Here is a 23,968-nt window from a genome sequence, read left to right as displayed (position 1 = left end):
GGAGCGACCCACAACGGGCCGCGGGGAGGGATCGGGGTGGACGCCTTGACACGCCAGCAACAGCACACCAGTGACGGAAGAACCACCGGGAAGTTCCGAAGAATCGGCGGGGCCGGCGGAAACGGCACCACGCGACGCCGTCTCGCGGTGGTGGCCAGCGCGGCGCTGGCCATGGCCGCGCCGCTGACTCTGGGCGCCGCAGGAGACGCCGGTGCGGCGGGGGACCATCCGATTGTCTTCGCCCGCTACACCGCGGCGGCGCCGGTCGAAGACCTCTACGCGGTCTCCGCCGGCGGCGGTGCGCCGGTCAAACTCACCCACACCTCCACCGTCAGCGATGTGATGCCCAGCTGGTCGCCGGACGGCAAGCGGGTGGCCTTCGCCCGCTACGGGTCCGGTGGCGCCATCGACGGCATCTGGACGATGAAGACGATGGGCGGCGAGCTGAAGGCCGTCCCCGGTACCAAGGGCGCCTCCGACCCGGCGTGGTCGCCGGACGGCAAGCGGATCGCCTACGCCAAGCCGGTCGGCACCCAGCGCGAGATCTATGTGTCCGGCATCGACGGCACATCTTCCACCCGGCTCACCCACACCACGGCGGACGACCTCCATCCGACGTGGTCCCCGGACGGCAAGTACCTGGCGTTCAACCGTGCGGACGCGGGCGGGCACAGCAGGGTGATGCGGATCCGGTTGTCCACCCTGGCGCAGACGGCGGTCACGGCGCCCGGCTCCCACGACTGGACGCCCGACTGGTCGCACAGTGACCGGATCGCTTTCAGCCGCGTGGACTCCTCGGGCTTCGCGCACCTGTACGTCATCCGCCCCGACGGCAGCGGACTGCACCGCATCACCGCAGCGCGCCTCAACGACAAGAACCCCTCCTGGTCCCCGGACGGCAGCCGCCTGGTCTTCACCAGAGGCGGTGCCGACGACGGGGATCCCGAGCACCTCTACCTGGTACGGGCCGACGGCACCGGACTGACCCAGCTCACCAAGACCGACTCCCATGACCTGGAGGCGGACTGGCGCCCGTAGGAGGGCCGTTGCCCATCACGTAGGTCTTGCCCGTCCGCTGTCGTCAGTGTCCCCTTCAGCGGGGCAGGCTGCGCCGGGCGATGGCAACGGCGTCACTTTCTGCCGCGGCAGGACCGGCGCTACGGCGGCCCCGGCCGTGGCGTCGCATCGTGCTGCCGTCCACCGGGTGTTCGCCTCCTGCGGCCGGGAAGCCTTCTCGAAGGTCATGTCCACGCGCCGTGGACGCTGGGCGGTGTCCCACGGAGCAAGGTCCGCTGCGATTGTGAGGATGATCAGGTGCCGCTTCGAGAGGTGGCCTGAACTCCGCTACGACTGGCTTCCTGCCCTGAGTGTTGATCTGCCGGTCACCGCCCGGAGCGGTATCAGCTGCCGCCGGGAAGGAGACGTGTCCCGATAGAGGCCTTCGCGGCAGGCACCGTCACAGTCCTTACCTTCCCGGCCCGGCGGGCGGCCACCGTTCGCATGGCGATGAGGAGACAGGCGGCCTTGGCCGGCATCACGCAGCCCGCTGCCCCGTAGGCCACGTCCCGGCCGATTCTGTGGAGGAGGTCCTGCTGGGCGTCGACACGCACAAGGACGTGCATGTGGCAGCTGTCGTCACCATTCTCGGCGTCGCCCTGGACGGACGGACCTTCCCGGCGACGACGAATGGTTGTCGCCAACTCGTCCTCTGGAGCCCCGTCGTTCGACACACTGCGGCAAGCTGCCGTGGAGTGCACCGGCTCCTACGGCGCCGGCCCGCCACCTGCGGGCCGAGGGCATCGAGGTGAGCGAGGTCAACCAGCCGGACAAGGCGGTACGCCGACGCCGCGGCAAGCCGATGCCATCGATGCCGAAGCCGCGGCCCGCGCCGTGCTGTGGTGTGGGGGTCGGACAGCCTGCGACTCTGCTGGTCGCGGCCGGCGACAACCCCGAGCGCCTCGCCAACGAGGCGTCCCTCGCGGCTTGTGCGGCACCAGCCCCATAGAGGCAGATGAAGCTCAAAGACCCAGCGACGCCGCCCCAACTTGGTGCCGCCGAGTTCGGGCAACAGGTGTCGATCAAGCAAGTCCAGAATGTTGTCGAGTTCTGAGAACGCCTCATCGGCGTGTCGGAGTGTGCGGCGAGCTCCGGCGTCGGGGATCAATAGAGCCGTGGTTGGTGCCAAGATAGATCTTGATGCTGGTCCGACTGCTGGCCTTCTCTGGGCTGCCAGTACTCCAGTGCGCCTTCGTGGTCTCCGGGGCGTTTTCCCCTGGTTGCAGTCCGCTGCCGAGCAGCCTTGCGCACTCTGAGAGGATCAGGGTATGGCGGACTCATCTATGCGGATCAATGCCCTCATCGTCGATGCCAGCGACCCGGAGCGGCTTGCCACGTTCTGGTCCGAACTGCTCGGTAGGCCGATCGTGGGCCGTATGGGCCCATACGTATGGCTGCGGCGAGAGAACGACCTTGGTCTGGGCTTCCAGCAGACCGCCGGACCCAAGCTGGGCAAGAACCGCATGCACTTCGACGTCAGCTCAGCCGACCCTGCCGCCGAGCAGCAGCGGGTTGAGACGCTTGGCGGACGCAGGCTGGAGCAGTACGCCGACGGCGGGTTCCTGGTGATGGCGGACCCTGAGGGCAATGAATTCTGCATCATTCCTGAGGGCCCCTTCGAGCTCGACGACGAGGGGCGCGCGGACTATCTCAGCTGACTGGCATTCCTGCATGAGGCCAAGGCGGCGCTCGCGGTGGCAGGAGGAGCGGCCTGAGCTGACCGCGCTGGACTGGCCGTCCACGGACATCACGGCGCCTTGAGCTGTGGCGTAGCTGGCGCACGTGCTTATCGATCTTGATTGTGGCCTGCGGTTGCTCAGTTGTACTGGGCGGTAGTTCTGTTCTGTCGGGGGGGATTGGGTGGCGTCGGGGTGTGGGTGGCTGGTGGTGTGCCGGTTGAGACGGCTGTTTGGTGCTGCGCAGTGAGCTGAGCGAGGCAGCGGCCTTTGCGCAGGGTGGTGGGCGCGCCTGTAGGTACCCGTGCTGGCCGGCTGGACTACCGCGCCCAGTTCTCCCGGGCCGAGGAGTACGTACGCCGCTGGCACGGCGACGTCCTGATCGATGCCCCCCGGCAGCGTGGAGGATTTCCTCGACAGCGCGCTGCCCTTCGCGGCCGACGGCTATCCGGTGGAGCTCGTCGTCCCGGCCGTACGCGCAGCCGACAGCCGTCTGGCTACCGCACTGCTTACGCCCGGGCGCTGCAGATGGGCGGCACCGGCCGGTTCACCACACGCTCCGGGCACGACACCTGCTTCCGCGCGCTCGCCGATATCGTCGCCGTCGCCGAGCGGCACCCGCAGAGCGCGGCCATCACCGTGATCCGCCGCGACGGGCAGGCCCTGCTGCGCCACGAGGCCGACCGGCGGGTCCGGCCGGGCATCGTGGGCGCTCGCCGCGGAACGGCTCCGCCCGTACACCGAGCAGGAGGCCATGGCCTTCCTCCAGCTCCACCACGCACTGCGCCGGGCGCTGCCCCGCCACCGCGCCGAACTGGACGACATCGCCGCGCTCGCCCAGCCCCTGATGCCGATCCGCATGCAGCCTAGTCACCTGCCTGCGCCAAGGCCTGCGCCTGGCCCGCGACCACCGCCTTGACCTCGCCTGGCTCACCGACGCGGCCTGGGCCTACATCAGCGACTCCGTCTGGGAACCCCCTCGCCCCGCCCGACACCGGCGACCACACCGCCTGGACACGGCCGCCGACGCCCTGGTCGAACTCCTCAGCGCCCTCACCCGCCGCCAGGACGAACACCGCGCCCGTACCGTGGACCGGCTGACCGCCGTGCTCGACACCCGCCTCCTGCACCCCGAACTCGACGAGATGGCCCTGGACTACCGGGCCAAGGCCTACCGCGACACCGGACACAGCCAGGAATCACGCCGCGGCTACCAGCAGGTCGCCGACGGCAACGGCCGCCTGGCCCCGGCCGCCCCGCTCGCCGGCGACTTCCCCACCGCCCACGCCGCCACACAGACCCTGGGATGGGAAGGACGCCACCAGCGCGTCCTGGGCGACCTGTGGTGGCTGCAGGGAGAATCCGATACTGCCGGTCCGGACACGGGGCCGTGGTGGAGCTCTGGAGTTACTCGGCCTCTAGCAGATTCGTGGCGCCGGGCGGCCTCCGCATAAACATCGTCCACGGAACTGCGGCCAGGGCCTTGAGGTTCACACCAGCCACGCGCTTGCCTGTGGCCGGACGCAGCATCCTGAAACGCCCATCAGCCAGCCCGGCTCTCCGGCCCGGTTGGGCGGCCTGCTGAGGTGAAGCCCATAGTGCGGCGAGTTCAAGCCGTGTGCTGTGGACGCCGTCTCGCCCGGCGGTCACCAGGTGGCCGTCACTGGAGGGCTTGGCTGTGCTGCCAGCGTCGGGCGGGCTCCTCCTGCAGGGTGTGGAAGTACGGATTCACCCGAAGTGGCAGAACCAGACCGTCGATCCGCGCCAACACGGCGGCTTCGGGCAGGGTCTGCACGGTGTGCGGGCCCCGGAATCGCCGGACCCCGGTCTCGCCGAACCGGACGGCGAAACGCTCGCCGGAGCTCGTCATGTCATTCTTCCTCAACGGGTAGTGGGCAGGTCCGCGCGGCGCTAGTCCCGTAGAAGGTTGCTCACCTGCCGCAGAACCGCGAACCAGGATGATTCGGGATTTTCCATGGCGACGGGGTCGGCTTGGCGCATCCGATGCAAAAGCCTGTCCGCGGCGCCCTCGGGGTCGACACCCTCGTCGGTGCTGGCCTCGGCGTCGTACTCCGGCCTTTCCTCCTCCAGCGCGTGCAGGAAATACGCCAGGGCGTCGATGCTGCTGTTGAGCAGGTGCGGAGCACCCTCCTCCGGGATGCAGTACACAATGCCTGTGGCGGTATCGACGATGACGTCGTCGAGGGCGATCCCTCCGAGCGTCAGCCAGGCCGACATGTCGAATGAGCAGTTCGGGTACTTCTCCGCGACGGCCTGCCACGCCTCACCGCCGATCCGCAGGTCACCATCGAGAAGGAACTGGTCCACCTCGAACCAGCCCACCTGGTCCGGGAGACCGGCCTCGCGCAGGAAGACTCGGGTCGGCTCATGCGCGATGGCAGCCAGCACACCGTCGTCCAGAGCGACCAGATCATCGGCGCTGAAGACCGATTCCATGCGAGTCCGGTCGATCAAAGGGCTCATAGAATTCCGCACTTTCGGTCGGGACGGTCATCGGGCGACCCAATGAATTCCCGCTCGCCACCCTTCGTGATCGTATCGGACCGCATGGCGGGGTAGTTGTTACTGGAGAAGACCGGCTCACCAGTCTGAGTGTGGGGCGTGCAGTTTCCGTAGCTCCCTGCTCGTGCCGTGCCAGCGCGGTCGCCCGGGACAGGTCATCCTCATAGAACGCAACCTCGGTCGAGTGCTTCCGAGCTCGCGCGGCCTTCTCCTCATTGGTGCTCTCCCCCCAGGGCTCCGCCGTTCTCGCGGTCGGTGAGGAATGATCACGTGAGTCCGAGGGCGGCCGGCGGCCGGGTCATGTCCCGCCCGTGATGACGCAGGCCCTCGGCGATGTTGTCCCGCCCAGGTGTGGCGTAGCTGGCGCACGTGCTTACGAGGTGGTGCGTGATAGCGGGTGAGGCGTGTTCGCCCTACTCGCGGTCGTTTTCAGGCCATGACGGTGCGGTCGGAGACGAGGCTGGTGATGGCTCGATAGGTCTCGGGCAGGCGATCACGTCGGTGGGGCCAGCGCATCAGTTGCTCCCAGCGTTTGTGGTCAACCAGGGCGTGCTCGACGGTGATGCGGTGGGATGAGTGGCTGTGCCGATCGCGTTGCCACTGTTCGGCTCTCCCGGGCAGTGCTCCGGGCCGGGGCTTTCTGGGTGGGGTGAGTGCGTGGCCGGGGGACCGGTCATGTCCGTGGCCTGCCGGGAGCGCGGCAGCACTCGCCGTGCTCATACACGGCGAGCTGGGCGCGGTAGCCGTCCTTCTCCAGGCTGCGAGGTGTCTCATGAGCCATGCGTGCGTGCGTGGGGGTGAGCGGATCGCAGCTTGGGCACGACGTCACGACTCTGGGACGTGGGCGGTGGCCCGGGTCACCGCTCGGGCTCGTCCTGGATGGCTCAGGACGTCGGTGCTGTCGATGAACTGGTCGACGTTGCCGGCCAGCGGCAGTGCGCGGACGGCCGGGTCGGTGATGCGAGCCCTCAACGCCGCAGTGAAACGTTCGGCGTGCAGGACCTGGAATGGTCTGCTGTGGTAGCTGCGCGTGGTGGGATCGACCAGGTCGGTGAGGCCGAGGCGGTTGTGGGCAGCAGCGACGGTCTCGTAAGCGCGGGACAGGTGCTGCTCGCGGGTGTGCCAGTCGGTGGCGGCGAGGGCCGCGGACAGGACGGGCGTGAGGACGGCTGCCTGCGGGGTGCGGGCGAAGGCGCTTCCGAGCCATTTGCTGTACGGCGGGTAGCGGCGGTCCATGAGCAGGCAGAGCCGCATCAGATCGCGAACCAGGCGCGCGGTGACGACGGCGGAGCCGAGCTCGTCGCCGACTTCGCCGCACCGGCCGACGAAGGCCTCCTCCTGGGAGATGCGCTGCCACTGGCAAGCAAGCACGTGGAGCCAGAGATCGTGGGGATACCAGGCGAGATGCGCGCGAGCCGGAGTGAGCCGGCCGAGGCCGTCATGGAAGACGGCGCCGGCGGTGACTTCGGCGAGCCGCTGCGTGGGGGTGGCCAGCCAGTCCGCCAGGGTGACGTCCTGGCCGGGGTCGAAGCCCAGCTGCGCGGTGAACCAGGTGGCCGGGTCGGTGATGTCGACGCGGTGGTGCACCGGCCCGTCGGTCGCCTGCATGACGCGGATTCCCGCCTCGGCTGTGGGGGCGAAGTGCGTGGGGTAGCCGTAGAAGGTCTTCGCCAGACGTGCGGAGAGCAGGTCTTTGATCGCCGTCCCGTGGCAAGTGACGTCTTCCGGGCGCAGAAGAAGCTGGAGCCGGGGTCCCCACTCGTGGTCGGCGGAGCGGGCGGTGTCGAAGCCCAAGACCTCCGAGCCGCCACCGAGACGGGCCGCCGAGTGAAGGATGCCGGGGGTGGCCTCGTCCAGGAGGGGCCGGACGGCCTCCAGGTAGAAGCGGCGGGAGAGTTCCAGCCCGGGGATGAAGGACGGTGTGGTCATGGCCCGGAGCCTGCCGGACCGGAACGACGCTGGTCGAAGGCTTTTCCTTCACCCTCATTTCCGTGAGGCGCAATGCCCGACTCGACAGCCACTCGATGAGACAGCTCCGGGTGTCCGGAGAACCGTCCCGCTTCGGCTCCGCTGCCCACCCGGTGGGCAGAGCAGGCCTGGCCACGGCAACGGCCTGCATCGGCTCGGGCAGGCTCCGGTTCACCTTCGATGCCTTCCACCGCGGCTCGCCGCCGTTCGCTGCCTTCGGTCGCGGTTCGACGCGCGGGAAGGACTCGCGCAGAGACCGGCTGCAGACACTGGCCTCATGAGGAGAGTGGCGAGAAGGTTCCCATCCCGGCGAGATCGTTCTGCAGTCCGGGATCTACGAAGGTGCCTGCGGCCAGAGCCACGAGTACAGCACCGACGTGAAGGGGCACCGGTTCCCGCCCCTGCATGAGGCTCGCAGCGGCAGCGGCTGGAAGCTGAGGGCCGCGACCTCGCATCCCGGGCCCTGAGAAGCCGGCGTCCGGCCCTTCGAGAGGCGGAAGCCGTCACGGCGACGCTGTCAGCCGGCGTTCTCGCCCAGAGCACCGTCGCAGCTGACCGGCATCTGCGGGTAGCTTTGCTGGCTGTTCGATTACGGGTGCGAGGGGGCTTCGGTGGACGTGGTGCAGGTCATGGAGGCGCTGGCCGAGCAGGGTGTCACGGTGCTGTTCAAGGCTGATGCCGAGCGCATGCGCGAGGGCGTCAAGCCGTGGACGTTCGTGGCGAGCGGGGCTCCGTTCCACGAAGACGTCCTGGTGCGCACGGACGCCGTGTCCGTGGCGGCCTGCCTGGCTGCCTGCTTGCCTCGACTGCGCGAGTTCGGCCTGGTTGTCCCGGAGTAGGAGCTGGGCGCAGGTGTGATCGAACGAGTTGCGCAATGCGGAGGCGTGCCAGTGGCTGCGCCGTACGGGCGTGGCCGGTTCGGGGAGTGCAGCCCGCGCTGCCCGAGGTGGCCGGGTGATCGGCCCGTACGCGCATCAGCGGCACAGCATCGAGATCAGCTCTTCGCGGCCCGTTACTCCGGTCTTGCGGTAGATGGCCTTGAAGTGGTCGTTGACCGTGTGGGGCGACAGGTGCAGGCGGCGCGCGATCTGTTTGGCGGGCAGCCCTTCGAGCGCAAGTTCCAGTACGCCGCGCTCCCTGCGGGTGATGCCGTACCAGGTGGCCACGGCGGGCAGCAGCAGATCGGCGGGGGCGGGCTGCACGGTGATGGCGACCTCTCCGGACGCCCCGCCGGCCAGCAGTTGCCCGTGTACCGCGATCCAGCCGGCGGGCGTCGGGATGAGTGTCTGAGCGGGGTCCATGCCGAGGCGGGCGGAGTAGGTGGTGCCCCACACCACCACGGACAGTTCGGCCTCGGTGATGTGGAGGTTGGGGGTACAGGCGCGCAGCCAGTCGCGGCCCGTCGCCGTCGCGGCCTTGATGTCGTTGTTGGCGCCGAAGATGACCAGGCCCGGCGCCGGTGCCCCGCGCAGCGGATGCATCGGCAGCCGCCGTACGAAACGCTTGACGGCGTCGACCAGCGGAGCCACCAGGAGCTGGGCGTGCACGGCATCGGCAGGCGAGAACGGAGCACGGCCGCGTTCGCGCAGCAGGATCATCGTCCCCCACATGGTGCCGTCCAGCACCACCGCTACGCGTAGTTCGCTGCCGAAGCCCTGTGTCGTCATGATGTCGTGCAGCCGGGCACTGCGCTGCTCCTGCGGTGTGCCGTCGCCCAGTACACCGACCTGGGACGGGCCGCTGGCCAGCTGAGAGAAGGGATGCAGATCGCGGCCGTGGAACTCGTCGTCCAACAGCCGGGGCAGCCACTGCCGGTCGTAGGCGTGCTCGCGGGCCAGGAAGCAGCCCATGGACGAGGACGGATCGTGGCCGGAGAGCATATAGCCGTCGTGCGGGACGAGCCGCCCGATCTGGCGGGAGACCTCGTGGCCCAGCTCGTTCACTGTGGAGGCCTCTCCTGCTGCCCCCGGAACCGACCGGCGGACCGTCTCCAACTGCTCTGTCATGCATTGAGTATGCCCGCGGTCAACCCCCTGGATCCAGGGATTCCTCACTCTATGTGGATCGGAGATGCTCGGTGCGTAACCGATCCGCGGTGACAGGCGCCGAACGGCGGCACCGCGGGAAACCGGACGGACAGAAAGGAGTCGGTGATGCGACGTAGGCTCACGGTGGCGGCCCTGGCGTTGGGGCTGGCGGGTGCGGTATCGGGGATGACCGCGTCGCCCGCCGGGGCGGCGGGTGACTTCGAGATCCGAAGTGGCCTGCACGGCAAGTGTCTGGCCACCAACGGGGACAACGTAGAGGTGCAGAACTGCCGGGGCGCCGGCAATCAACTCTGGTTCTGGCAGGGCAGGACCCTGCGCAACCGCGCCGAGCTGCACTGTCTCGATGTGCGCAACGGTGAGCCCAACGCGCCGGCCCAGGCGGTGGGCGACTGCCATGGCCAGGCGAACCAGCGGTGGGACTACGCCGACGAGCACCTGATCACCCAAGTCAACGGGCAGTGCCTCGCCATCCAGAACAACGGGGACCCGAGCGAGCACGCGGGCATCAACCTGCGCAACTGCGCGGCTGTGGCCTGGCAGGTCTGGAAGCTGCCGCCCCCGGCCTGACGGGCCGTCAAGCGGCTGGCCCCGCAGGCTAGGGCGCCGGGACGTCGTCTCGGCTCGGTCGTGTCCCAGCATGTCAGTGCGGGTGGATGCAGGCGCGACGGAAACGAACTCTCCCGGTGAGCACAGAGCGTAGACCACTCCGTGATCACAAGTTCACGTCCCTCGTGCCGCCAACTCCGGTACGCCCATGGCCTGCTGACGGACGCCTTCTGAACAACTGCGGCCAGTGATCGTTCCTGTGCGTGCTCTCTGGCGTGGACGCACATCCAGAGGAGCAGGAACGCTGCAATCACTCAGAAACACGAATCCAAGGATTGAGGCATCGCATGCGATCCGTGAAGAAACTCCGGCTGATTACCGTGCTCGCGGCACTGACCGGAATGACGTCCATCGGGCTCTCGGGGGAAGGCAGTGCCGCTAGCCCCTCCACCAGGGCCGACAGCGCCATCCGGAATGCCGGCAACGGCTTCTGCCTCGACATCGAGACCTACAACGTCGGCGAGCCCGTGATCCTGTGGCCGTGCCACGGCGGCACCAGCCAGCAATGGCGGTCACTCTCCGACGGCACCATCCGGAATGCCGGCAACGGCTTCTGCCTCGACATCAAGACCTACAACGTCGGCGAGCCCGTGATCCTGTGGCCGTGCCACGGCGGCACCAGCCAGCAATGGCGGTCACTCTCCGACGGCACCATCCGGAACGCTGGCAACGGCTTCTGCCTCGACATCAAGACCTACAACGTCGGCGAACCTGTCATCCTGTGGCCGTGCCACGGCGGAACCAGCCAGCAATGGCAGCGATGACCACCGCCCTGCGGTACTGAGCGTTTGGTCCTGTAGCTCCTTCAGGGGCAGGGGCTCCGTCAGACGAGTCCCTGCCTCCAAGGAGCGCGCCACCTGCGGCGAGCCCAATGTCGAACGTGCGGGTAAGTCGCATCGGGGGCTACGGATGAAGGCTCGGGCGGCGTCGGAGTTCGACGTGATGAGCGTGCGCGGCACCCGGAGGCCGGCGTTGACCGCGGCGGCGAGGCCGGACGGCTTGAATTCGGCGTCGCCGATGAAGTGCGGGTGGTTCACGTACAGGCAGTTCGGAAGCGATGCGATCACGACCCCGAGACCGTCTCGGGCCTGGGTGATGGCGAACCGTTCGTCCTGCTCGTCGAGGTGCGGGAAGGCGAAGCCGGTCGGGCGCCGGTAGTACAGCGCGCGGACGTGGTCGATGACGGCAGTACGCGAGAGAGTGTCGAGGCGCCCTCGGATGCCGTCCTGGGTGATCTCTGCCTCCACCGACAGTGAGGCGGGGAAGTCCCCCGAGTCGAACTGCACGACCGGGATGCCCCGGTCGTGCAGCTCGCTGATCAGCGACGCGGGTCACTCACTCACCGGTCGTTGTTGCTCCCCTGGGTGCTGCCGTTGCCGTCAGGGCTGGTCCCTGTGGAGGAGCCGGTGCCGGTGCCGGTGCCGTGGCCGGGCATCTCCGTCATCCGGCCGGAGCGGTCGAAGACCGACGTCAGGGACGCCGTTGACGGCGGGCGTCCCGCCGGTTGCCCGTGCTTGTCGGTTCCGCGTCGGCGAAGGCACGGTATCCGCCGAGATCTCGGGCTGGGCGAGGACGTCGCCGCGGTGTACGACTCGGACCGGCTCGTCCCGGGACCGTCATCGGATGCTGATCCGCCGGCGTAGCGAGGTCGTGTCGGACATTCAGCAAGACCGCCATCGTCATCACCGCGAAGTCCGCCGGGCGCAAGGTCTTCGGCCCAGCCACCGCAGGCGTCCGTCTCGCTTGACCTCTTGCGCGTCAGTCCGGCAGCCAGTGCAGCTCGTGCGCCAGGGCTTTGGCGACGGCACGGACGCGGCGGTGTAGCGGCGACTGCTCGCGTGGGAGGACCAGGTGGATCGTCAGGCTGGGCGCGCCCCGCAGCGGTCGCCAGGTGAGACCGGCCGGTTGGGCCGTGACCGCGGCTTCTCCGGCCGGGGCGAGGGTGATCCCGTCGCGCAGGTCGCGCTGAGACATGTCGAAAGAGACTGCGGGCGTGTGGAATCGGGGGTGTGGTCGGGTGTCTTGGAACAGTGCGGACAGCTGATCGTGGATCACGGGGTTGGCCGCACGGTCCGGGAGTCGCAGCGGATACGCGGCCGCGTCGGCGATCTCGATCTCCGGGTGTTCGGCCAGCGGATGGTGCTGCGCCAGCTGGACCCCGACGCGCTGACGCCGCAGCAGGAACCGGCGCACGCCACGGCCCGGCTGTTCACCGCGGGTGATCCCGGCATCGATGCGGCCGTCGGCGACCGCGGGGGAGATCTCCGGTGTCGCCATCGGGACCGCGCCGACCTCGAGTCCGCTGTTGCCGCGAATCAGCCTGTCCACCAGGGCCGGTGCCGTCTCGGCACCGGCGCTGAGGCTGTATCCGATGCGCAGCGTGCCCAGTTCACCGGCCGCCGCGCTCCGGGCGGTGTCCCATGCTCGGTCCAGCGCCGCCAGCGCGGGCGGCGCGGACTCCGCCAAAGCCGCACCGGCCGTGGTCAATACGACGCTACGGGTGTTGCGGACCAGCAGGGCCGTGCCGAGTTCCGCCTCCAGTCGGCGCATCCGGGCGCTGAGTGCGGGCTGTGCGATACCGATCCGTGCGGCCGCGCGGGTGAAGTTCAACTCCTGCGCCAGCACCAGGAAGTACCGCAGGCTCACCGTATCCGGCGCCACGTGCCCTCCCTGCCGATTGATAATGATCCGTTCTGAGTCTATCCCGTACCGGTCTTTCCCTCGACCGCACATCAAGCTCTAACCTGCGCATATGACGATTCCAACTGACCGCAGTACCCGTCGCCGGGATCGATCGATCTGAGTGCCAATGAGAAGTCGGACGTGTCCGGCCGAACACAGGAGGTTTCCATGGCTAAGGGCTACTGGGTCAGTGTCTACCCCGCCATTTCCGACCCTGAGAGGCTGACTGCCTACAACAAGCTGGCGGGTCCGGCTGTCCGGGCTGCGGGCGGGCGGACACTGTCCCGTGACGGTCGAGTCGTCGCCCACGAGGCCGGAATCACGCAACGCGTCGTTCTGATCGAGTTCGACAGCTTTGAACAGGCCGTCGCGGCATATGAGAGCGAGGCATACCAGAAGGCGCTGGTGGCCCTCCCTGACGGCTTCGAGCGCGACTTCCGCATCATCGAAGGCATCGACTGACAGCATCAGGTCGGCGCGCCCCCTGACAAGTTCGTCGACCGCCGCGCGTACGGCCGCGAGTGAACTGGCGCACGCCGCGTCCATCGTGTGGTTGGCCGTTCTCGGATCCAGTCGATTGGCGATCCGGCCGGAGACGACATTGCCCAGAACACCAGGGAAAGAATCCTCCGTCCAGGGCGGCAGAGCGGCCAGACAGGTGCGCACAATGCCCGCGCCGTCTGCGCCGTCCGCGCTGGCGGCGCAGCGAGCGGCCAGCGGGGTGAGATGCCGGCGCGGAGGCTTCCGGCATCATCGGCCGGATCCTCGTTGACGCCGACATCAACATCGCCGGCATGCAGGTGGCCCGTACCACCGAGGGCTGAGACGCGTTGGTCGCGCTGACCGTGGACGAGTCCATTCCACAGTCGGTGCTGGCCGAGATCGCCGAGGAGATCGGCGCCACCTCGGCAAGCGTGGTCAACCTGGTGGACTGACCGCTCGGTTCGCCGTATTGGTCGTGGCCCGCCGCCTCACTGAGCGGCGGGCCACGGACTGTGCGCTTGCTGTGTCCGGGGGACAACCAACTGTCCCGTTTCGCCGTCTACATGTGCGCCGGCCCCCGGCCAGAAGCCGGAGCCGTCACGACGAGTAGGGGAGCGCGATGGGATGGTCCAAGCGGGTGGCCTCGCTGGTGTCGGGGATTCTGCTGAGTGGCTGTGTCTCGACGGGGACCGCGTTCGCCGCCTCCGGTCCGCAGCTCGACGTGCAGACGTTCGGCAGCGACTGGGCCCGCCCCGGGCAACTCGTGGACCTGTCTCTGGAGGGGGTGCCGCGAGGATCGAAGGCCGTGACCGCCGTCTCGTCGGCGTTCTCCGGCCCGGTCGCCTTGAAGTGGTCAGACGGCGATGGCCGCTTCGGCGCGGTGGCCACGCTGGCCATGTCCGACAAGCCGGGCGTGTATCCGCTCGTCGCGAAGATCGGTGACCGTGCTGTGGCCCAGAACAAGATACGGGTCCTGCCGTCTCAGCGTCCGTCGTTCGAGGTGCGGGCTGTCAACGGCACAGCCGCCCGGCCGGGGGAGCAGATCGACACGGAGTTCGACGACCTGTACCCGGGAGAGACCGGTACCGGCTTCACCGTGCGTTCCACCGCACTGGCCGATCCGGTCCGGCTCGTCCACGACAACCAGTACGACCACTACACCCCCCGCCTGTTCACCGGCCGGCCGTGCCTCCGCCCGGACGTGAAGGACGGTACGTACGCCTTCGACCTGTACGGACCGGATGGCCGCCGCGTCGCTGAGAAGTCCCTCAAGGTACGGGCGGCCCGGCCGGGTGACAGCGACTACCTGGGCAAGGCCCGTGGTCCGGTCTTCTCTCCGACGTTCGACCCCGACACCGCCCGCGAGCACGGCTACCGGGTCCGCGCCGGAGGAAAGGTCTACGTGCTGTGGAAGGACACGTACCCGGACCCCGGCGAGGAGAACCGGCTCTCCGCCACCTCCCCGGCGTTCGTCCAACCGGTCAACCTCAGGCGCGACGACACCAAGGCCGCGGACGGCGACGACCCGCGCTACTACGCCATGGCCACCGTTCGCACCGGTCTCACGCCCGGCACGTACCTGGTCACCGTGGTCGCGCACCACGGCCGGGTGAAGAGGACCGGCCAGCTGATCGTCAGTGGCCGTCCGGTCGCCAACCGCGGCGTCACGACGGGCTCCGGCACCGGCTTGCTCGGCGCGTCCGGTGGCCTGCTGGTCCTCACCGCGCTCGGTGTGTACGTCGTCCGCGGGCGCCGCCACACCACGGCGTAGCGGCCACCGCCCGTCGTCCGCCGCCCCGGACCGTGACCGGTGGCGCAGCAGGCGGTATTCGTCGCTCCTAGAATCCGAAAAGCGTCAGCGCTGGACCGTCGGGGCTGACACGCTCACCGCCGGCCCCGGCCACATCGTCGACGAAGCCGTGAACGAGGCAATCCGGGACGCGATCACTTCTCTGGTCCAAAAACGTAACGTCGACCTGGGCGCCTGCGCCGGACCGATCTACTTCATGATGTACGGCGTTCGGAGCGAAGACCGGGCCCGGGAACTCGCGGCCGCGGTCCACGCCGCCCTCTACGCAGATTTGGGACCTCTCACCCGCGCCGTCCCGCCCGCGCCCTGAGCGAATCAAACTACTGCGGTCACCGATCTCTCAACTCCCGGCTATGGCAGGCAGGTTGATAAACAGACTCTACTCTTGCCGTTCAACGTCTCCGCTGAGCAGGCAGCAGTGTGAGGCAGCGACCGTCGGAGGTCTATCCCCAACAGCGTCTTCCCCGCCATCCGTCGTCGGGCGAGGCGAAGGGGTCGGGCCAGGTTTTGGCGATGTAGAGGTCGTCGAGCGGTTCCACCAGACGCCGCAGTTCACGCGCCGCCTTCGGCGGAAGGGCATGCATGGCTGCTTCCAGAACTCCCCGCTCGTCGCACCTCCGCGTCGTCGGGTTCGAAGCGAGCCAGCCCGCGGTAGGACGTCTGTGCATCGTCCCCGTTCTGCGGCTCGGCGGCCACACGCGGGCCGCAGCAAGCCAGCGTCGTTCCCACTCCGAGGCATCCGCGCCGCACGCTCGCGCATTGGCCAGTACCACCGCCAGGGACGGCAGCCGCTCTCCCGACGCCGCCCGTGACAGCGTCGCCACCGAATAGCCCGCACGCTCAGCCATGGCCCGGTAGGTCAGACCGCCGGCTTCCTCGCGTAACTCGCGTAACTCGCGCAACTCGAAAGCGAATGACTGCACCGTACCCGCCGCCGGGTCCAGCTGGCGTCCACGACGACCCATCCCGCCTCGTCTCCCCATCGGCGCAACGGCGCGGGCCTCGACCTAGCGCGCGCATCAGGCCATCACAATCGCTGTGAACTGCTGCTTTCGGTCAATCGCCCCGTGCCCAAGTGGCTCGGATTCTTTGTTTCACGCCATGGATCGAGGGTGCGCAACAACACCCCGGCCCGGAAACCTGGTGCGTGGTCGGTGCCGCACAGCGTCATGGGGGCGCCGGCACTCCCCATCCCATGGCAGGTCGGGGTCGCATCCACCACCGTAAAGAGCAGGAGACCCAACCATGAACGTACGTAGGCACCTTGCAGCCGCTGCCGTTGCGACAGCGGTAGGCCTCGGCGGAGCCGTCATGGCCACTCCCGCCCAGGCCGGCACCAACGGCCAGCAGGTCGCCGTTTCCACCTGGCACTCGGACAAGGCCCGGGTCTGCGGCTACAACCAGAACCACACATACGCCTGCACCCCCTGGTTCAGCACGCCCGGCAGCGGCTGGTACGGCGTGGCCGGGTACTGGTTCAAAGGCGATGTCTTCATCACCGGCGTGAACGCGGTCACCGGCGCCGCACGCCATGTCACTTGCAACATTCCCAAGTCGCAGTCCGGCGACTGGACCTTGTGCGACGGACGCAGGCACAGGGATCTTTAGGCGTCGTTCCTCGGGCGTGGTCGGTCGTCGAGCCGTGCATGAGGCCTGTGAGAGCCGCTGTACGGCCTACTCGCGCCGTTTCGCCTCGCCTGGACCTCCCCTCCGGCCGTTGCGTTGCCTGTTGGGCCGCGGAGCCACGGCCAGCTGTTCCTTCGACCAGTGCGAGGGTACGGCCGCCGACCTCGTCGTAGCTGGTGACGATGGTGGCGGCGTGGCCCGTCCGGTGCGATGCCGGGAGCGGGGTGGGCCCCGACGGGGGAGGGGCCCACCCCGCGTGGCCGGGGTATGCCGGGCATCTACCTCTTGTGGGCTGCGACTGTGGAAGTGTTGTATGGCTTCGACCTGATTCAGGGGCGTTCGACATTCCCGAGACAGCCAAGGCGATGTGCCGGACTATTTCGCTCCGGTTCACCCGGCCGGCCTGGACAGCAGGCCCATCGCCCCGTGAATGGACACCGCGCTACTTCATGCCCACGGAAAGGGGCGACATGTGGCGACGCCACCTGCGGTTCACCACCCGCGCTCTCTGCATTCCGGCTTTCTGAACCACGAGGCGACCCATCCGGACTTCATAGCCCTGAGCGTCGGTGGCCGGGAATACACCTACGCCGAAGTCGGCGAGACCGCGCGCCGATGGGCTGGCGCGCTGCGGGAAGCGGAAGGCGGCCGGCCGTCCCGCGTGGCCGTGCTCGGCTACCGCAGCCCCACCTCGTACACGGCTGTACTCGCCGCGCTCTTGGCCGGCGCCGCGTTCGTGCCGCTCAATCCGCGTTTCCCGCTCGCTCGCAACCGGGCCATGCTGGAGCGGGCACAGGTCGACGCCTTGATCGTGGACGCGGCGGACGCGGCCGCGCTGCCCGGGCTGCTCGACGGTCTCACACGCCATCCCGCTGTCCTGTTACCCGGCACCGAGACGCTGAGCCTGCCGGAGCACAGCGCTCGGCCGGTTCTGCTGCGTCCCGATCTGGAGCGTTTCGCGCCGACTGACGAGCTCCCTCGGACTGATCCGTGCGACATGGCGTACCTGCTGTTCACCTCGGGCAGCACCGGAGTACCCAAGGGCGTGCCGATCTCGCACGGCAACGTGCGCGCGTTCTTGGACGTAAACCAGGATCGCTACCGCCTGACCGCTTCGGACCGGCTCACCCAGACCTTCGACCAGACCTTCGACCTGTCCGTCTTCGACCTCTTCATGGCCTGGGACAACGGTGCGCGGGTGTGCGCGATCGAGCCGATCGAGCTGCTCTCGCCCTACGACTTCCTCGGGCGCAACAGGGTGACGGTCTGGTTCAGTGTCCCGTCGGCGGCGGCGGTGCTCCTGAAGCGCGGGTCGCTGCGGCCGGGCCGGATGCCGACGCTGCGCTGGAGCCTGTTCTGCGGGGAGGCGCTGCCACAGCGCATCGCAGAGGCATGGCAGGCCGCGGCGCCGGGCTCGATCGTGGAGAACCTCTACGGACCGACCGAGCTGACCATCGCCTGCAGCGCGTACCGGTGGGATCCCGCGACCAGCCCGCAGGAGTGTCACAACGACCTCGTGCCGATCGGCCGACCGTACCCCGGCATGATCCCGCTCATCGTCGACGAGCGGCTGGAGTCGGTCGCCGCCGGCGAGTCCGGCGAGCTGTGCCTGGCCGGCCCGCAGCGCTTCGCCGGATACTGGCGGGCGCCGGAGCTGACCGCCGAGCGCTGCCTCGAACGGGACGGCCTGACCTACTACCGGACCGGTGACATGGTCCGGGCTGTCCGCGCCACCGACGGTCCCGATGCCGACCTGGTCTTCCTCGGCCGCAACGACCAGCAGGTGAAAGTGGGCGGCTACCGGATCGAGCTCGGTGAGGTCGAGGCCGCGCTGCGCAGCGCGGGCAGCGTGGAGGCCGTCTGCCTCGTGCACCCGGAGCGGGAGGAGATCGTCGCCTTCGTCTCCGGCGGCCGCACCCAGGAGCTGCTCGCGTCGGTCAGCGGAAGGCTGCCGGCGTACATGATTCCCCGGTCCGTCCATGCGCTCGAAGACATGCCCCGCAACAGCAGCGGCAAGATCGACCGCAACGCCCTGCGCCGGTCCCTGATCTCCCCAAGCGAAGGATGCCGTGTTGTCCACGCTCGATGAAGTCATCGCACGCGTCCTGAACATCCCCGTCGAGGACGTCGACGACGAACTCGGATACCAGTCCGTCCGGCAATGGGATTCGCTCGGTCACGTCACGCTCATGGTGGCGCTGGAGAACGAGTTCGGCTGGGACGTGACAGACGAGACGATGCTCGAACTGCGCAGCGTCGCCGCGCTGCGTCGCCACGCCGCAGCGGTGTCCGGATCCGCTCAGACTCCGCAGCCACGGCCGCCGCAGCCGGAACCCGCACCCGTGCCGGTCACGGTGCACCGGGGCCTTGAGGGGATCGTGTTCGACCGCAGCGCTGTCACCTACATCGGCGGCGCCGAGGGAGTGCTCGAATACCGCGGATACTCCATCCACGATTTGGCGGCCCGCTCCCGCTTCGAAGAGGTCGCACATCTGCTGATCCACGGGCGGCTGCCCGACCACGAGAACCTGCGCGCCTTCGAGAAGGAACTCGCATCGCAGCGCAGGCTGCCCGACCGTGTCCTCGAACTCGTCTACGCGCTGCGTGACGCCAAGCCCGTCGACGCGCTGCGCACCTGCGTCTCGGCACTGGGCGCCTTCGAGTCGGAGCCATCGGACCAGGACGAGTCCTTCGAGGCCGCCCGGAACACCGGAACCAGGCTCCTGGCCCAGGTGCCGACGCTGATCGCGGCGCACCATGCAGTGCGCAGCGGCCGGGACGCGGTCGAACCACCGGAGGGCGGCTCGCACGCCGAGGCGTTCCTCACCATGCTGCTCGGCGAAAGCCCCAGCCCCGCGACGGTGGAGTTCATCAACCGCAGCCTGATCGTGCACGCCGATCACAGCGCCAACGCCTCCGCCTTCTCCGCGCGGATCGCCGTCAGTTGCCGGGCCGGCATGACCGCCGCCATCACCTCCGCGATCGCCGCGTTCTCCGGCTCGGTCCACGGTGGTGCCGCGGAGCGCGTCCTGGACCAGATCGATGCGGTCGGGAGGCCCGAGCACGCCGCGGAACACGTGCGCCGACTGCGTGCGCTCAACCAGCCCGTCATGGGCTTCGGCCACCGCGTCTACCGTACCGAGGACCCGCGGGTGCGCCATCTGCGGGCAAGCGTCGAGGAACTCAGCCGGGAACACGAGGACTTCCTCGGACTGCGCGTGGCCGACGCGATCTCCGCGGAGATGAGTCACTACACACGGCTCGGCGTGGCGCCGAACGTCGACCTGTACGCGGGGCTGGCCTACCGGCTGATCGGTCTGCCGAAGGATCTGGCGGTGCCGATGTTCGTCGCCGGCCGCACCGCCGGCTGGGTCGCCCAAGCCCTGGAACAGCATGAGAACAACGTGCTCATCAGGCCCCTGCTCGAGTACACCGGCCCGCACGGGCTGCCGTACCCGAAGGCGGTCTCGTGATCACCAGGATCCCTCTCGCCGGCCGTCCGACAGAGCTCTACTCACTGCCCGGATTCGCCGAGGCGGAGGGCTTCGACCTCGACGCCGTGCCCTACAGCGGCAAAATCCTGATGGAGTCGCTGCTGCGGCACGCGGAGCCCGGCACGGCGGCCGCCCTCGGCCGGGCCTGGGCCCGCGGCGAGGACGCCGAGGCCGAGATGGCCTTCCGGCCGGCGCGCGTGCTGATGCAGGACTACACGGCGGTGCCGCTGCTGGTCGACGTCGCAGCGCTGCGCGACCGGGTCACGCCGCCCAGCCGGGTCGACTTCGCCGTCCCGGTGCACGTCGTCGTCGACCACTCCGTCCGCGCCGACGTCACCGGGCGGCCGGACGCCGCGCTGCTCAACGAGGCGGCGGCAGTCCGGCGCGGGGCGGAGCGCTACGGGTTCCTGAAGTGGGCGTCTCAGGCATTCCAAGGGCTGGAGGTCGTGCCGCCCGGCAGGGGCATCGTCCACCAGGTCAACCTGGAGCAGCTGGCCACCGTGGTCAGTGTCGGCCCGGACGGTGTCGCGTTCCCCGACACTCTGGTGGGCACCGACAGCCACACCACGATGGCCAACGGCCTCGGCATCCTGGGATGGGGCGTGGGCGGCCTCGAGGCCGAATCCGTGATCATGGGGCTGCCGCAGACGATGAGGGTGCCGCGCATCGTCGGGGTCCGGCTGGGCGGCCGCGTGCGCGCCGGGGTCTCGGCGGCGGACATCGCGCTCACCCTGACCCAGCGGCTTCGAGCGAGCGACGTGGGCGGCGCAATCGCCGAGTTCAGCGGACCGGCGCTCGACACCCTGACCGCTCCGGACCGGTGCACGATCGCGAACATGGCCCCCGAGTACGGTGCGACCGCCGCGTACTTCCCGGTCGACGGGAGCACACTGGAATACCTGCGCGCGACCGGGCGCAGCGACGAGGCGATCCAACGGGTGGCCGACTACTGCGCCCACCAGCGGCTGCTGCGTACGACGGAGCCTGTCTTCCGCCGAGTCATCGAATTCGACCTCTCCGAGGTTCGGCCCTGCCTCGCCGGGCCGAACCGCCCGGACGAGCGCATCGCCCTCGGCGAGCTGCCGAAGTCCTTCAGCCGGCTGCGACAGACGATACGCCGGGGTGCGAACGGGCTGCGGGACGGCGACGTGGTCATCGCCGCCCTCACTTCGTGTACGAACACGTCGAACCCGCGCTCGATGCTGGCGGCCGGACTGCTCGCGCGCAACGCGGTCGAACGAGGCTTGCGCGTGCCAGGACACGTCAAGACCAGCCTGTCGCCGGGCTCACGGGCGGTCACGGCGTATCTGGAGGCGGCCGGGCTGCTCACCGACCTCGAAGCGCTCGGTTTCCATGTGGCCGGCTACGGCTGCATGACCTGCAACGGCGGCAGCGGCAAGCTCGCGCCGGACATCGCCGCGGACATCGACGAAGCGGGACTCGAGGTGTGCGCGGTGCTCAGCGGCAACCGCAACTTCGCCAACCGCGTGCATCCGCAAGTGCGGGCCGGCTACCTCGCCTCGCCCGCGCTCGTCGTCGCGCTGGCCTTGGCCGGTAACGCGCGCGGCGATCTCGAGGTTGATCCGCTCGGCACGGGAAGCCACGGTCAGCCGGTCCTGCTGCACGAGATCTGGCCGAGCGACGAGGAGATCGCGGCCTTCGCATCGGCCCACATCAGCCCGGAGATCTTCACGGCGCCGATCGAGGCCACGGAGGACTGGCAGAGGATCGAAACGCCCGCGGGGGAGCGGTACCCGTGGAACGCGCGGTCGACCTACCTCAGGCCGCCGCCCTACCTGGACGGACGTCCGCTCACCGATCTCGACGGCGCGCGCGTGCTCGTCGCCCTCGGCGACGACGTCAGCACCGACCATATCTCGCCGGTCAGCCCGATACCGCCTGGATCGCCCGCAGGCCGGTGGCTCCGCGAGCGGGGCGTCGAAGAACTCGATTCGTACGGGTCCCGCCGCGGCAACCACGAAGTCATGGCCCGCGGCGCCTTCGCCAATCCGCGGCTGCGCAACCACTTGCTGGCCGAGGGCGATGGCCGAGGTGAGACGCTCCACCTCCCCTCCGGCGAACGCGTACCGATCCACGAGGCGGCACGACGCTACCGCGAGAACGGCACCCCGCTCCTCGTGCTCGCCGGACGCACCTACGGAACCGGCTCCTCCCGCGACTGGGCGGCGAAGGGCCCATGGCTGCTCGGCGTACGCGCGGTCCTCGCCCAGAGCTTCGAGCGCATACACCGGGTCAACCTGTGTGCCATGGGCATCCTGCCGCTGCTGCTTCCCGACGGCCGTTCCTGGGCCGAACTCGGCCTGACCGGCCATGAGGAGTTCGCCCTGCACGGACTCGACCGACTGCGCGAGACGGGTGCCGCCGAGGTGCACGCCGGTGGCGGCCCCACCCTGACCGCGCGGGCCGACGTGCACTCCCAGGGCGAGTGGACGGTCCTGCTCGCCGGCGGCTCGCTGCCTCACCTGCTCAACCTTCTGAACCACCCCGTCGGAACGGAGCTGTCCGCATGACCCCGCACAACGACATCGGCCTGGGCCGCGCGATCGCCGAGGCGATCGGAGACGGAGCGGGCGGCGCCGAACTGCGGTCGGCGATCGCCGGCCTGGAGTCGGGCAGGCGGACACTCGACTGGGCCCATCTCGGCAAGTGCGACATCGTGCTCGCGGACCTGGTCTCCCTCATCCGTTCCGCGGGGGATCACACTCCACCGCGCACCGGCCACCTCGGCGATTGGACCGACATCAGCCTCGGCCGTTCTGGTCTGCTCGACTACAACACCACGATCTGTTCCGAGTTCGGCGTCGGCTCCCCACTGCTGTTCGACACCACCAGCACGGAGACCGAGGCGATGGATCAGGGCGACACCATCTACCTGCCGGGCTCCACCGTGCGGGACGGCAAGGCGAGCCAGCTGCCACTGCTGGTAAGGGACTCCGCCGGCCTGCACAGTGCTTCGCGCACGCGCAGCTGGTTCAGCCCGTTCGTGCTGACCGACACGGACGGGCGGGTCGAGTTGCTCAGCGATCTGCACCGCCGCCGCAACACCGGGCTCACGATGCCCCTGGACTACGTCTCCCGTCGGCTGTTTGCAGAGGGTGACCGTCTTCGTACGCTGATGACGACCGCCCTGGAGGCCGCCCGCCGGGACACCAAGCGCCGCAACACGCTTACCTCCTCACTCTTCGCGGGACTCGTGGGAACCGACGGCGCACCCCGTGAGGGGGGAGTGCGGTGCACCGAGTCCGGCTACGCGATCGGCGACGGAGGCGAGGGCGCGGGGGAGGTCAGCCTGCCCGACCTGGTCGAGCTGACCCTGCTGCCGTTCAGCACCCTCAACGACCCGCAGGCGCGGCAGCGGCACGTCACGGGCGAGGGGTTCCGCGAACAGGTGGTCCCCATGCTGTCCAACATGTTCCTGACCATTCTCATGGTCCAGGCCAGGGTGCACGCGGCCCCCGGCTCCACTCCGGCGGGCTTCGACGAGCACCTGCACTGGGGCGCGATCGGCATGGCCGGCTTCCCGCCGCGGAAGAAGGGCTACTTCGAGGGCAGCGAATACCCCCGGCGAACCCGGCCCTTCTTCGAGCACGCACACGACGTCGGCCAGGCACTGCCGGCCCTGTTCCTGGTCGCCCCCGCGGTGCTGTTCGCGCTGCTGCCCCGCCGTTCGAACCTGGTCGACGTCGAACTCGTCGACGACCTGTGCCGCACGGTGCGCGTGGCGGCCGGGGGCGAGAGCAACATCTTCCGCCAGGCCGAACTCATCGAGCGGACCGTGGAGCAGTGGTACGAGACACGCGGTGAGCAACTGTCCGCGTTCTACCGCGGACAGTTCAACGGCAGGCGCAGCCTCTCCGGAGGGTCTGAGGCGCCGGCAGATCCCCGCGTCGTCGTCGGTGACGAGTTCGCGCGGCTCACCTGCCGGCAGGCATCTCTGATCGTCGGCGCGCTCAACCGGCTCAACCAGGTCTGAGA

General features: G+C 69.0%; 20 protein-coding genes and 3 pseudogenes. 15 read left to right on the top strand and 8 right to left on the bottom strand.

Annotated elements, in window-relative coordinates:
* The first annotated feature begins 147 nt into the window (after positions 1 to 147).
* The 3 genes from ABT171_RS28320 to ABT171_RS28310 all read left to right on the top strand — a co-directional run bounded on the left by ABT171_RS28320 (position 148) and on the right by ABT171_RS28310 (position 4,186).
* A complete protein-coding gene (locus ABT171_RS28320; protein WP_351248612.1) occupies positions 148 to 1,038 on the top strand; it encodes a beta-propeller domain-containing protein in 891 nt (296 codons plus the stop codon).
* A 1,286-nt stretch (positions 1,039 to 2,324) separates the two neighbouring features.
* The gene (locus ABT171_RS28315) at positions 2,325 to 2,714 is read left to right on the top strand and encodes a VOC family protein (protein ID WP_351248610.1); all 390 of its coding nucleotides are present in this window, start codon (positions 2,325 to 2,327) and stop codon (positions 2,712 to 2,714) included.
* A 1,106-nt stretch (positions 2,715 to 3,820) separates the two neighbouring features.
* The gene (locus ABT171_RS28310; protein ID WP_351248608.1) at positions 3,821 to 4,186 is read left to right on the top strand and encodes a hypothetical protein; all 366 of its coding nucleotides are present in this window, start codon (positions 3,821 to 3,823) and stop codon (positions 4,184 to 4,186) included.
* A 206-nt stretch (positions 4,187 to 4,392) separates the two neighbouring features.
* Here the strand turns inward: ABT171_RS28310 and ABT171_RS28305 are convergent, their stop codons facing one another.
* From ABT171_RS28305 to ABT171_RS28295, 3 genes are all read right to left on the bottom strand, one after another.
* Complete coding sequence (locus ABT171_RS28305) at positions 4,393 to 4,602, bottom strand: hypothetical protein (protein ID WP_351248606.1); 210 nt, start codon at positions 4,600 to 4,602, stop codon at positions 4,393 to 4,395.
* 41 nt (positions 4,603 to 4,643) lie between these two features.
* A complete protein-coding gene (locus tag ABT171_RS28300; protein ID WP_351248604.1) occupies positions 4,644 to 5,216 on the bottom strand; it encodes an SUKH-4 family immunity protein in 573 nt (190 codons plus the stop codon).
* 864 nt (positions 5,217 to 6,080) lie between these two features.
* Complete coding sequence (locus tag ABT171_RS28295) at positions 6,081 to 7,184, bottom strand: DUF4037 domain-containing protein (RefSeq protein ID WP_351248602.1); 1,104 nt, start codon at positions 7,182 to 7,184, stop codon at positions 6,081 to 6,083.
* 650 nt (positions 7,185 to 7,834) lie between these two features.
* Here ABT171_RS28295 and ABT171_RS28290 point away from each other — a divergent pair.
* Positions 7,835 to 8,062: a hypothetical protein gene (locus ABT171_RS28290; protein ID WP_351248600.1), complete on the top strand. Its 228-nt coding sequence runs from the start codon at positions 7,835 to 7,837 to the stop codon at positions 8,060 to 8,062.
* 135 nt (positions 8,063 to 8,197) lie between these two features.
* Here the strand turns inward: ABT171_RS28290 and ABT171_RS28285 are convergent, their stop codons facing one another.
* On the bottom strand, positions 8,198 to 9,229 hold the full coding sequence (locus ABT171_RS28285; RefSeq protein ID WP_351248598.1) for a helix-turn-helix transcriptional regulator: 1,032 nt from the start codon (positions 9,227 to 9,229) through the stop codon (positions 8,198 to 8,200).
* Between the two features lie 147 nt (positions 9,230 to 9,376).
* Here ABT171_RS28285 and ABT171_RS28280 point away from each other — a divergent pair, with 147 nt between their 5' ends.
* Both ABT171_RS28280 and ABT171_RS28275 read left to right on the top strand, forming a co-directional pair.
* The gene (locus ABT171_RS28280; protein ID WP_351248596.1) at positions 9,377 to 9,838 is read left to right on the top strand and encodes an RICIN domain-containing protein; all 462 of its coding nucleotides are present in this window, start codon (positions 9,377 to 9,379) and stop codon (positions 9,836 to 9,838) included.
* A gap of 326 nt (positions 9,839 to 10,164) precedes the next feature.
* The gene (locus tag ABT171_RS28275; RefSeq protein WP_351248594.1) at positions 10,165 to 10,641 is read left to right on the top strand and encodes an RICIN domain-containing protein; all 477 of its coding nucleotides are present in this window, start codon (positions 10,165 to 10,167) and stop codon (positions 10,639 to 10,641) included.
* Positions 10,642 to 10,782: 141 nt separating this feature from the next.
* On the opposite strand, the pseudogene ABT171_RS28270 reads toward ABT171_RS28275, so the two are convergent.
* Together ABT171_RS28270 and ABT171_RS28265 are read right to left on the bottom strand one after the other, a co-directional pair.
* Positions 10,783 to 11,199: pseudogene (locus ABT171_RS28270) on the bottom strand (MvdC/MvdD family ATP grasp protein); the annotation flags it as partial.
* Between the two features lie 436 nt (positions 11,200 to 11,635).
* Positions 11,636 to 12,538, bottom strand: a complete 903-nt coding sequence (locus ABT171_RS28265) for a LysR family transcriptional regulator (protein ID WP_351248592.1) — start codon at positions 12,536 to 12,538, stop codon at positions 11,636 to 11,638.
* Positions 12,539 to 12,727: 189 nt separating this feature from the next.
* On the opposite strand from ABT171_RS28265, the gene ABT171_RS28260 reads away from it, so the two are divergent.
* Positions 12,728 to 13,021 (top strand): DUF1330 domain-containing protein, encoded by a 294-nt coding sequence (locus ABT171_RS28260; protein ID WP_351248590.1) that lies wholly within the window; start codon positions 12,728 to 12,730, stop codon positions 13,019 to 13,021.
* A 9-nt stretch (positions 13,022 to 13,030) separates the two neighbouring features.
* Here ABT171_RS28260 and ABT171_RS28255 read toward each other — a convergent pair.
* Positions 13,031 to 13,225: pseudogene (locus tag ABT171_RS28255) on the bottom strand (beta-ketoacyl synthase N-terminal-like domain-containing protein); the annotation flags it as partial.
* Positions 13,226 to 13,305: 80 nt separating this feature from the next.
* Between ABT171_RS28255 and ABT171_RS28250 the strand changes: the two are divergent.
* From ABT171_RS28250 to ABT171_RS28240, 3 genes and pseudogenes are all read left to right on the top strand, one after another.
* A pseudogene (locus ABT171_RS28250) lies at positions 13,306 to 13,494 on the top strand (ACT domain-containing protein); the annotation flags it as partial.
* Between the two features lie 167 nt (positions 13,495 to 13,661).
* Positions 13,662 to 14,813, top strand: a complete 1,152-nt coding sequence (locus tag ABT171_RS28245) for a hypothetical protein (RefSeq protein ID WP_351248588.1) — start codon at positions 13,662 to 13,664, stop codon at positions 14,811 to 14,813.
* A gap of 148 nt (positions 14,814 to 14,961) precedes the next feature.
* Complete coding sequence (locus ABT171_RS28240; protein ID WP_351248586.1) at positions 14,962 to 15,162, top strand: hypothetical protein; 201 nt, start codon at positions 14,962 to 14,964, stop codon at positions 15,160 to 15,162.
* Between the two features lie 133 nt (positions 15,163 to 15,295).
* Here ABT171_RS28240 and ABT171_RS41950 read toward each other — a convergent pair whose 3' ends face one another.
* Positions 15,296 to 15,700 (bottom strand): helix-turn-helix domain-containing protein, encoded by a 405-nt coding sequence (locus tag ABT171_RS41950; protein ID WP_503077084.1) that lies wholly within the window; start codon positions 15,698 to 15,700, stop codon positions 15,296 to 15,298.
* A 463-nt stretch (positions 15,701 to 16,163) separates the two neighbouring features.
* Between ABT171_RS41950 and ABT171_RS28230 the strand changes: the two genes are divergently transcribed.
* The 5 genes from ABT171_RS28230 (at position 16,164) to ABT171_RS28210 (ending at position 23,966) form a co-directional block, all read left to right on the top strand.
* A complete protein-coding gene (locus ABT171_RS28230) occupies positions 16,164 to 16,460 on the top strand; it encodes a hypothetical protein (RefSeq protein ID WP_351248584.1) in 297 nt (98 codons plus the stop codon).
* Between the two features lie 490 nt (positions 16,461 to 16,950).
* Entirely contained in the window at positions 16,951 to 18,567 is a 1,617-nt protein-coding gene (locus ABT171_RS28225; RefSeq protein WP_351248582.1) for an amino acid adenylation domain-containing protein, read from the top strand.
* The gene (locus ABT171_RS28220; RefSeq protein WP_351248580.1) at positions 18,551 to 19,951 is read left to right on the top strand and encodes a citrate/2-methylcitrate synthase; all 1,401 of its coding nucleotides are present in this window, start codon (positions 18,551 to 18,553) and stop codon (positions 19,949 to 19,951) included. Before ABT171_RS28225 ends, ABT171_RS28220 begins: the two co-directional genes overlap by 17 nt.
* Entirely contained in the window at positions 19,948 to 22,503 is a 2,556-nt protein-coding gene (acnA, locus tag ABT171_RS28215; protein ID WP_351248578.1) for an aconitate hydratase AcnA, read from the top strand. Before ABT171_RS28220 ends, acnA begins: the two co-directional genes overlap by 4 nt.
* Positions 22,500 to 23,966 (top strand): DUF6025 family protein, encoded by a 1,467-nt coding sequence (locus ABT171_RS28210; protein WP_351248577.1) that lies wholly within the window; start codon positions 22,500 to 22,502, stop codon positions 23,964 to 23,966. Before acnA ends, ABT171_RS28210 begins: the two co-directional genes overlap by 4 nt.
* Positions 23,967 to 23,968: the final 2 nt, after the last annotated feature.

This window comes from Streptomyces sp. NPDC001851, from assembly GCF_040297165.1.
GTDB lineage: Bacteria > Actinomycetota > Actinomycetes > Streptomycetales > Streptomycetaceae > Streptomyces.
This window is presented reverse-complemented; position numbering and strand designations above follow the sequence as displayed.

Excerpts from the sequence above, each read along its gene's own strand:
- ABT171_RS28315 (WP_351248610.1), top strand. The coding sequence starts at position 2,325 with ATGGCGGACTCATCTATGCGGATCAATGCCCTCATCGTCGATGCCAGC.
- ABT171_RS28305 (WP_351248606.1), bottom strand. The coding sequence starts at position 4,602 with ATGACGAGCTCCGGCGAGCGTTTCGCCGTCCGGTTCGGCGAGACCGGG.
- ABT171_RS28300 (WP_351248604.1), bottom strand. The coding sequence starts at position 5,216 with ATGAGCCCTTTGATCGACCGGACTCGCATGGAATCGGTCTTCAGCGCC.
- ABT171_RS28295 (WP_351248602.1), bottom strand. The coding sequence starts at position 7,184 with ATGACCACACCGTCCTTCATCCCCGGGCTGGAACTCTCCCGCCGCTTC.
- ABT171_RS28285 (WP_351248598.1), bottom strand. The coding sequence starts at position 9,229 with ATGACAGAGCAGTTGGAGACGGTCCGCCGGTCGGTTCCGGGGGCAGCA.
- ABT171_RS28280 (WP_351248596.1), top strand. The coding sequence starts at position 9,377 with ATGCGACGTAGGCTCACGGTGGCGGCCCTGGCGTTGGGGCTGGCGGGT.
- ABT171_RS28275 (WP_351248594.1), top strand. The coding sequence starts at position 10,165 with ATGCGATCCGTGAAGAAACTCCGGCTGATTACCGTGCTCGCGGCACTG.
- ABT171_RS28260 (WP_351248590.1), top strand. The coding sequence starts at position 12,728 with ATGGCTAAGGGCTACTGGGTCAGTGTCTACCCCGCCATTTCCGACCCT.
- ABT171_RS28245 (WP_351248588.1), top strand. The coding sequence starts at position 13,662 with ATGGGATGGTCCAAGCGGGTGGCCTCGCTGGTGTCGGGGATTCTGCTG.
- ABT171_RS41950 (WP_503077084.1), bottom strand. The coding sequence starts at position 15,700 with ATGGCTGAGCGTGCGGGCTATTCGGTGGCGACGCTGTCACGGGCGGCG.
- ABT171_RS28230 (WP_351248584.1), top strand. The coding sequence starts at position 16,164 with ATGGCCACTCCCGCCCAGGCCGGCACCAACGGCCAGCAGGTCGCCGTT.
- ABT171_RS28210 (WP_351248577.1), top strand. The coding sequence starts at position 22,500 with ATGACCCCGCACAACGACATCGGCCTGGGCCGCGCGATCGCCGAGGCG.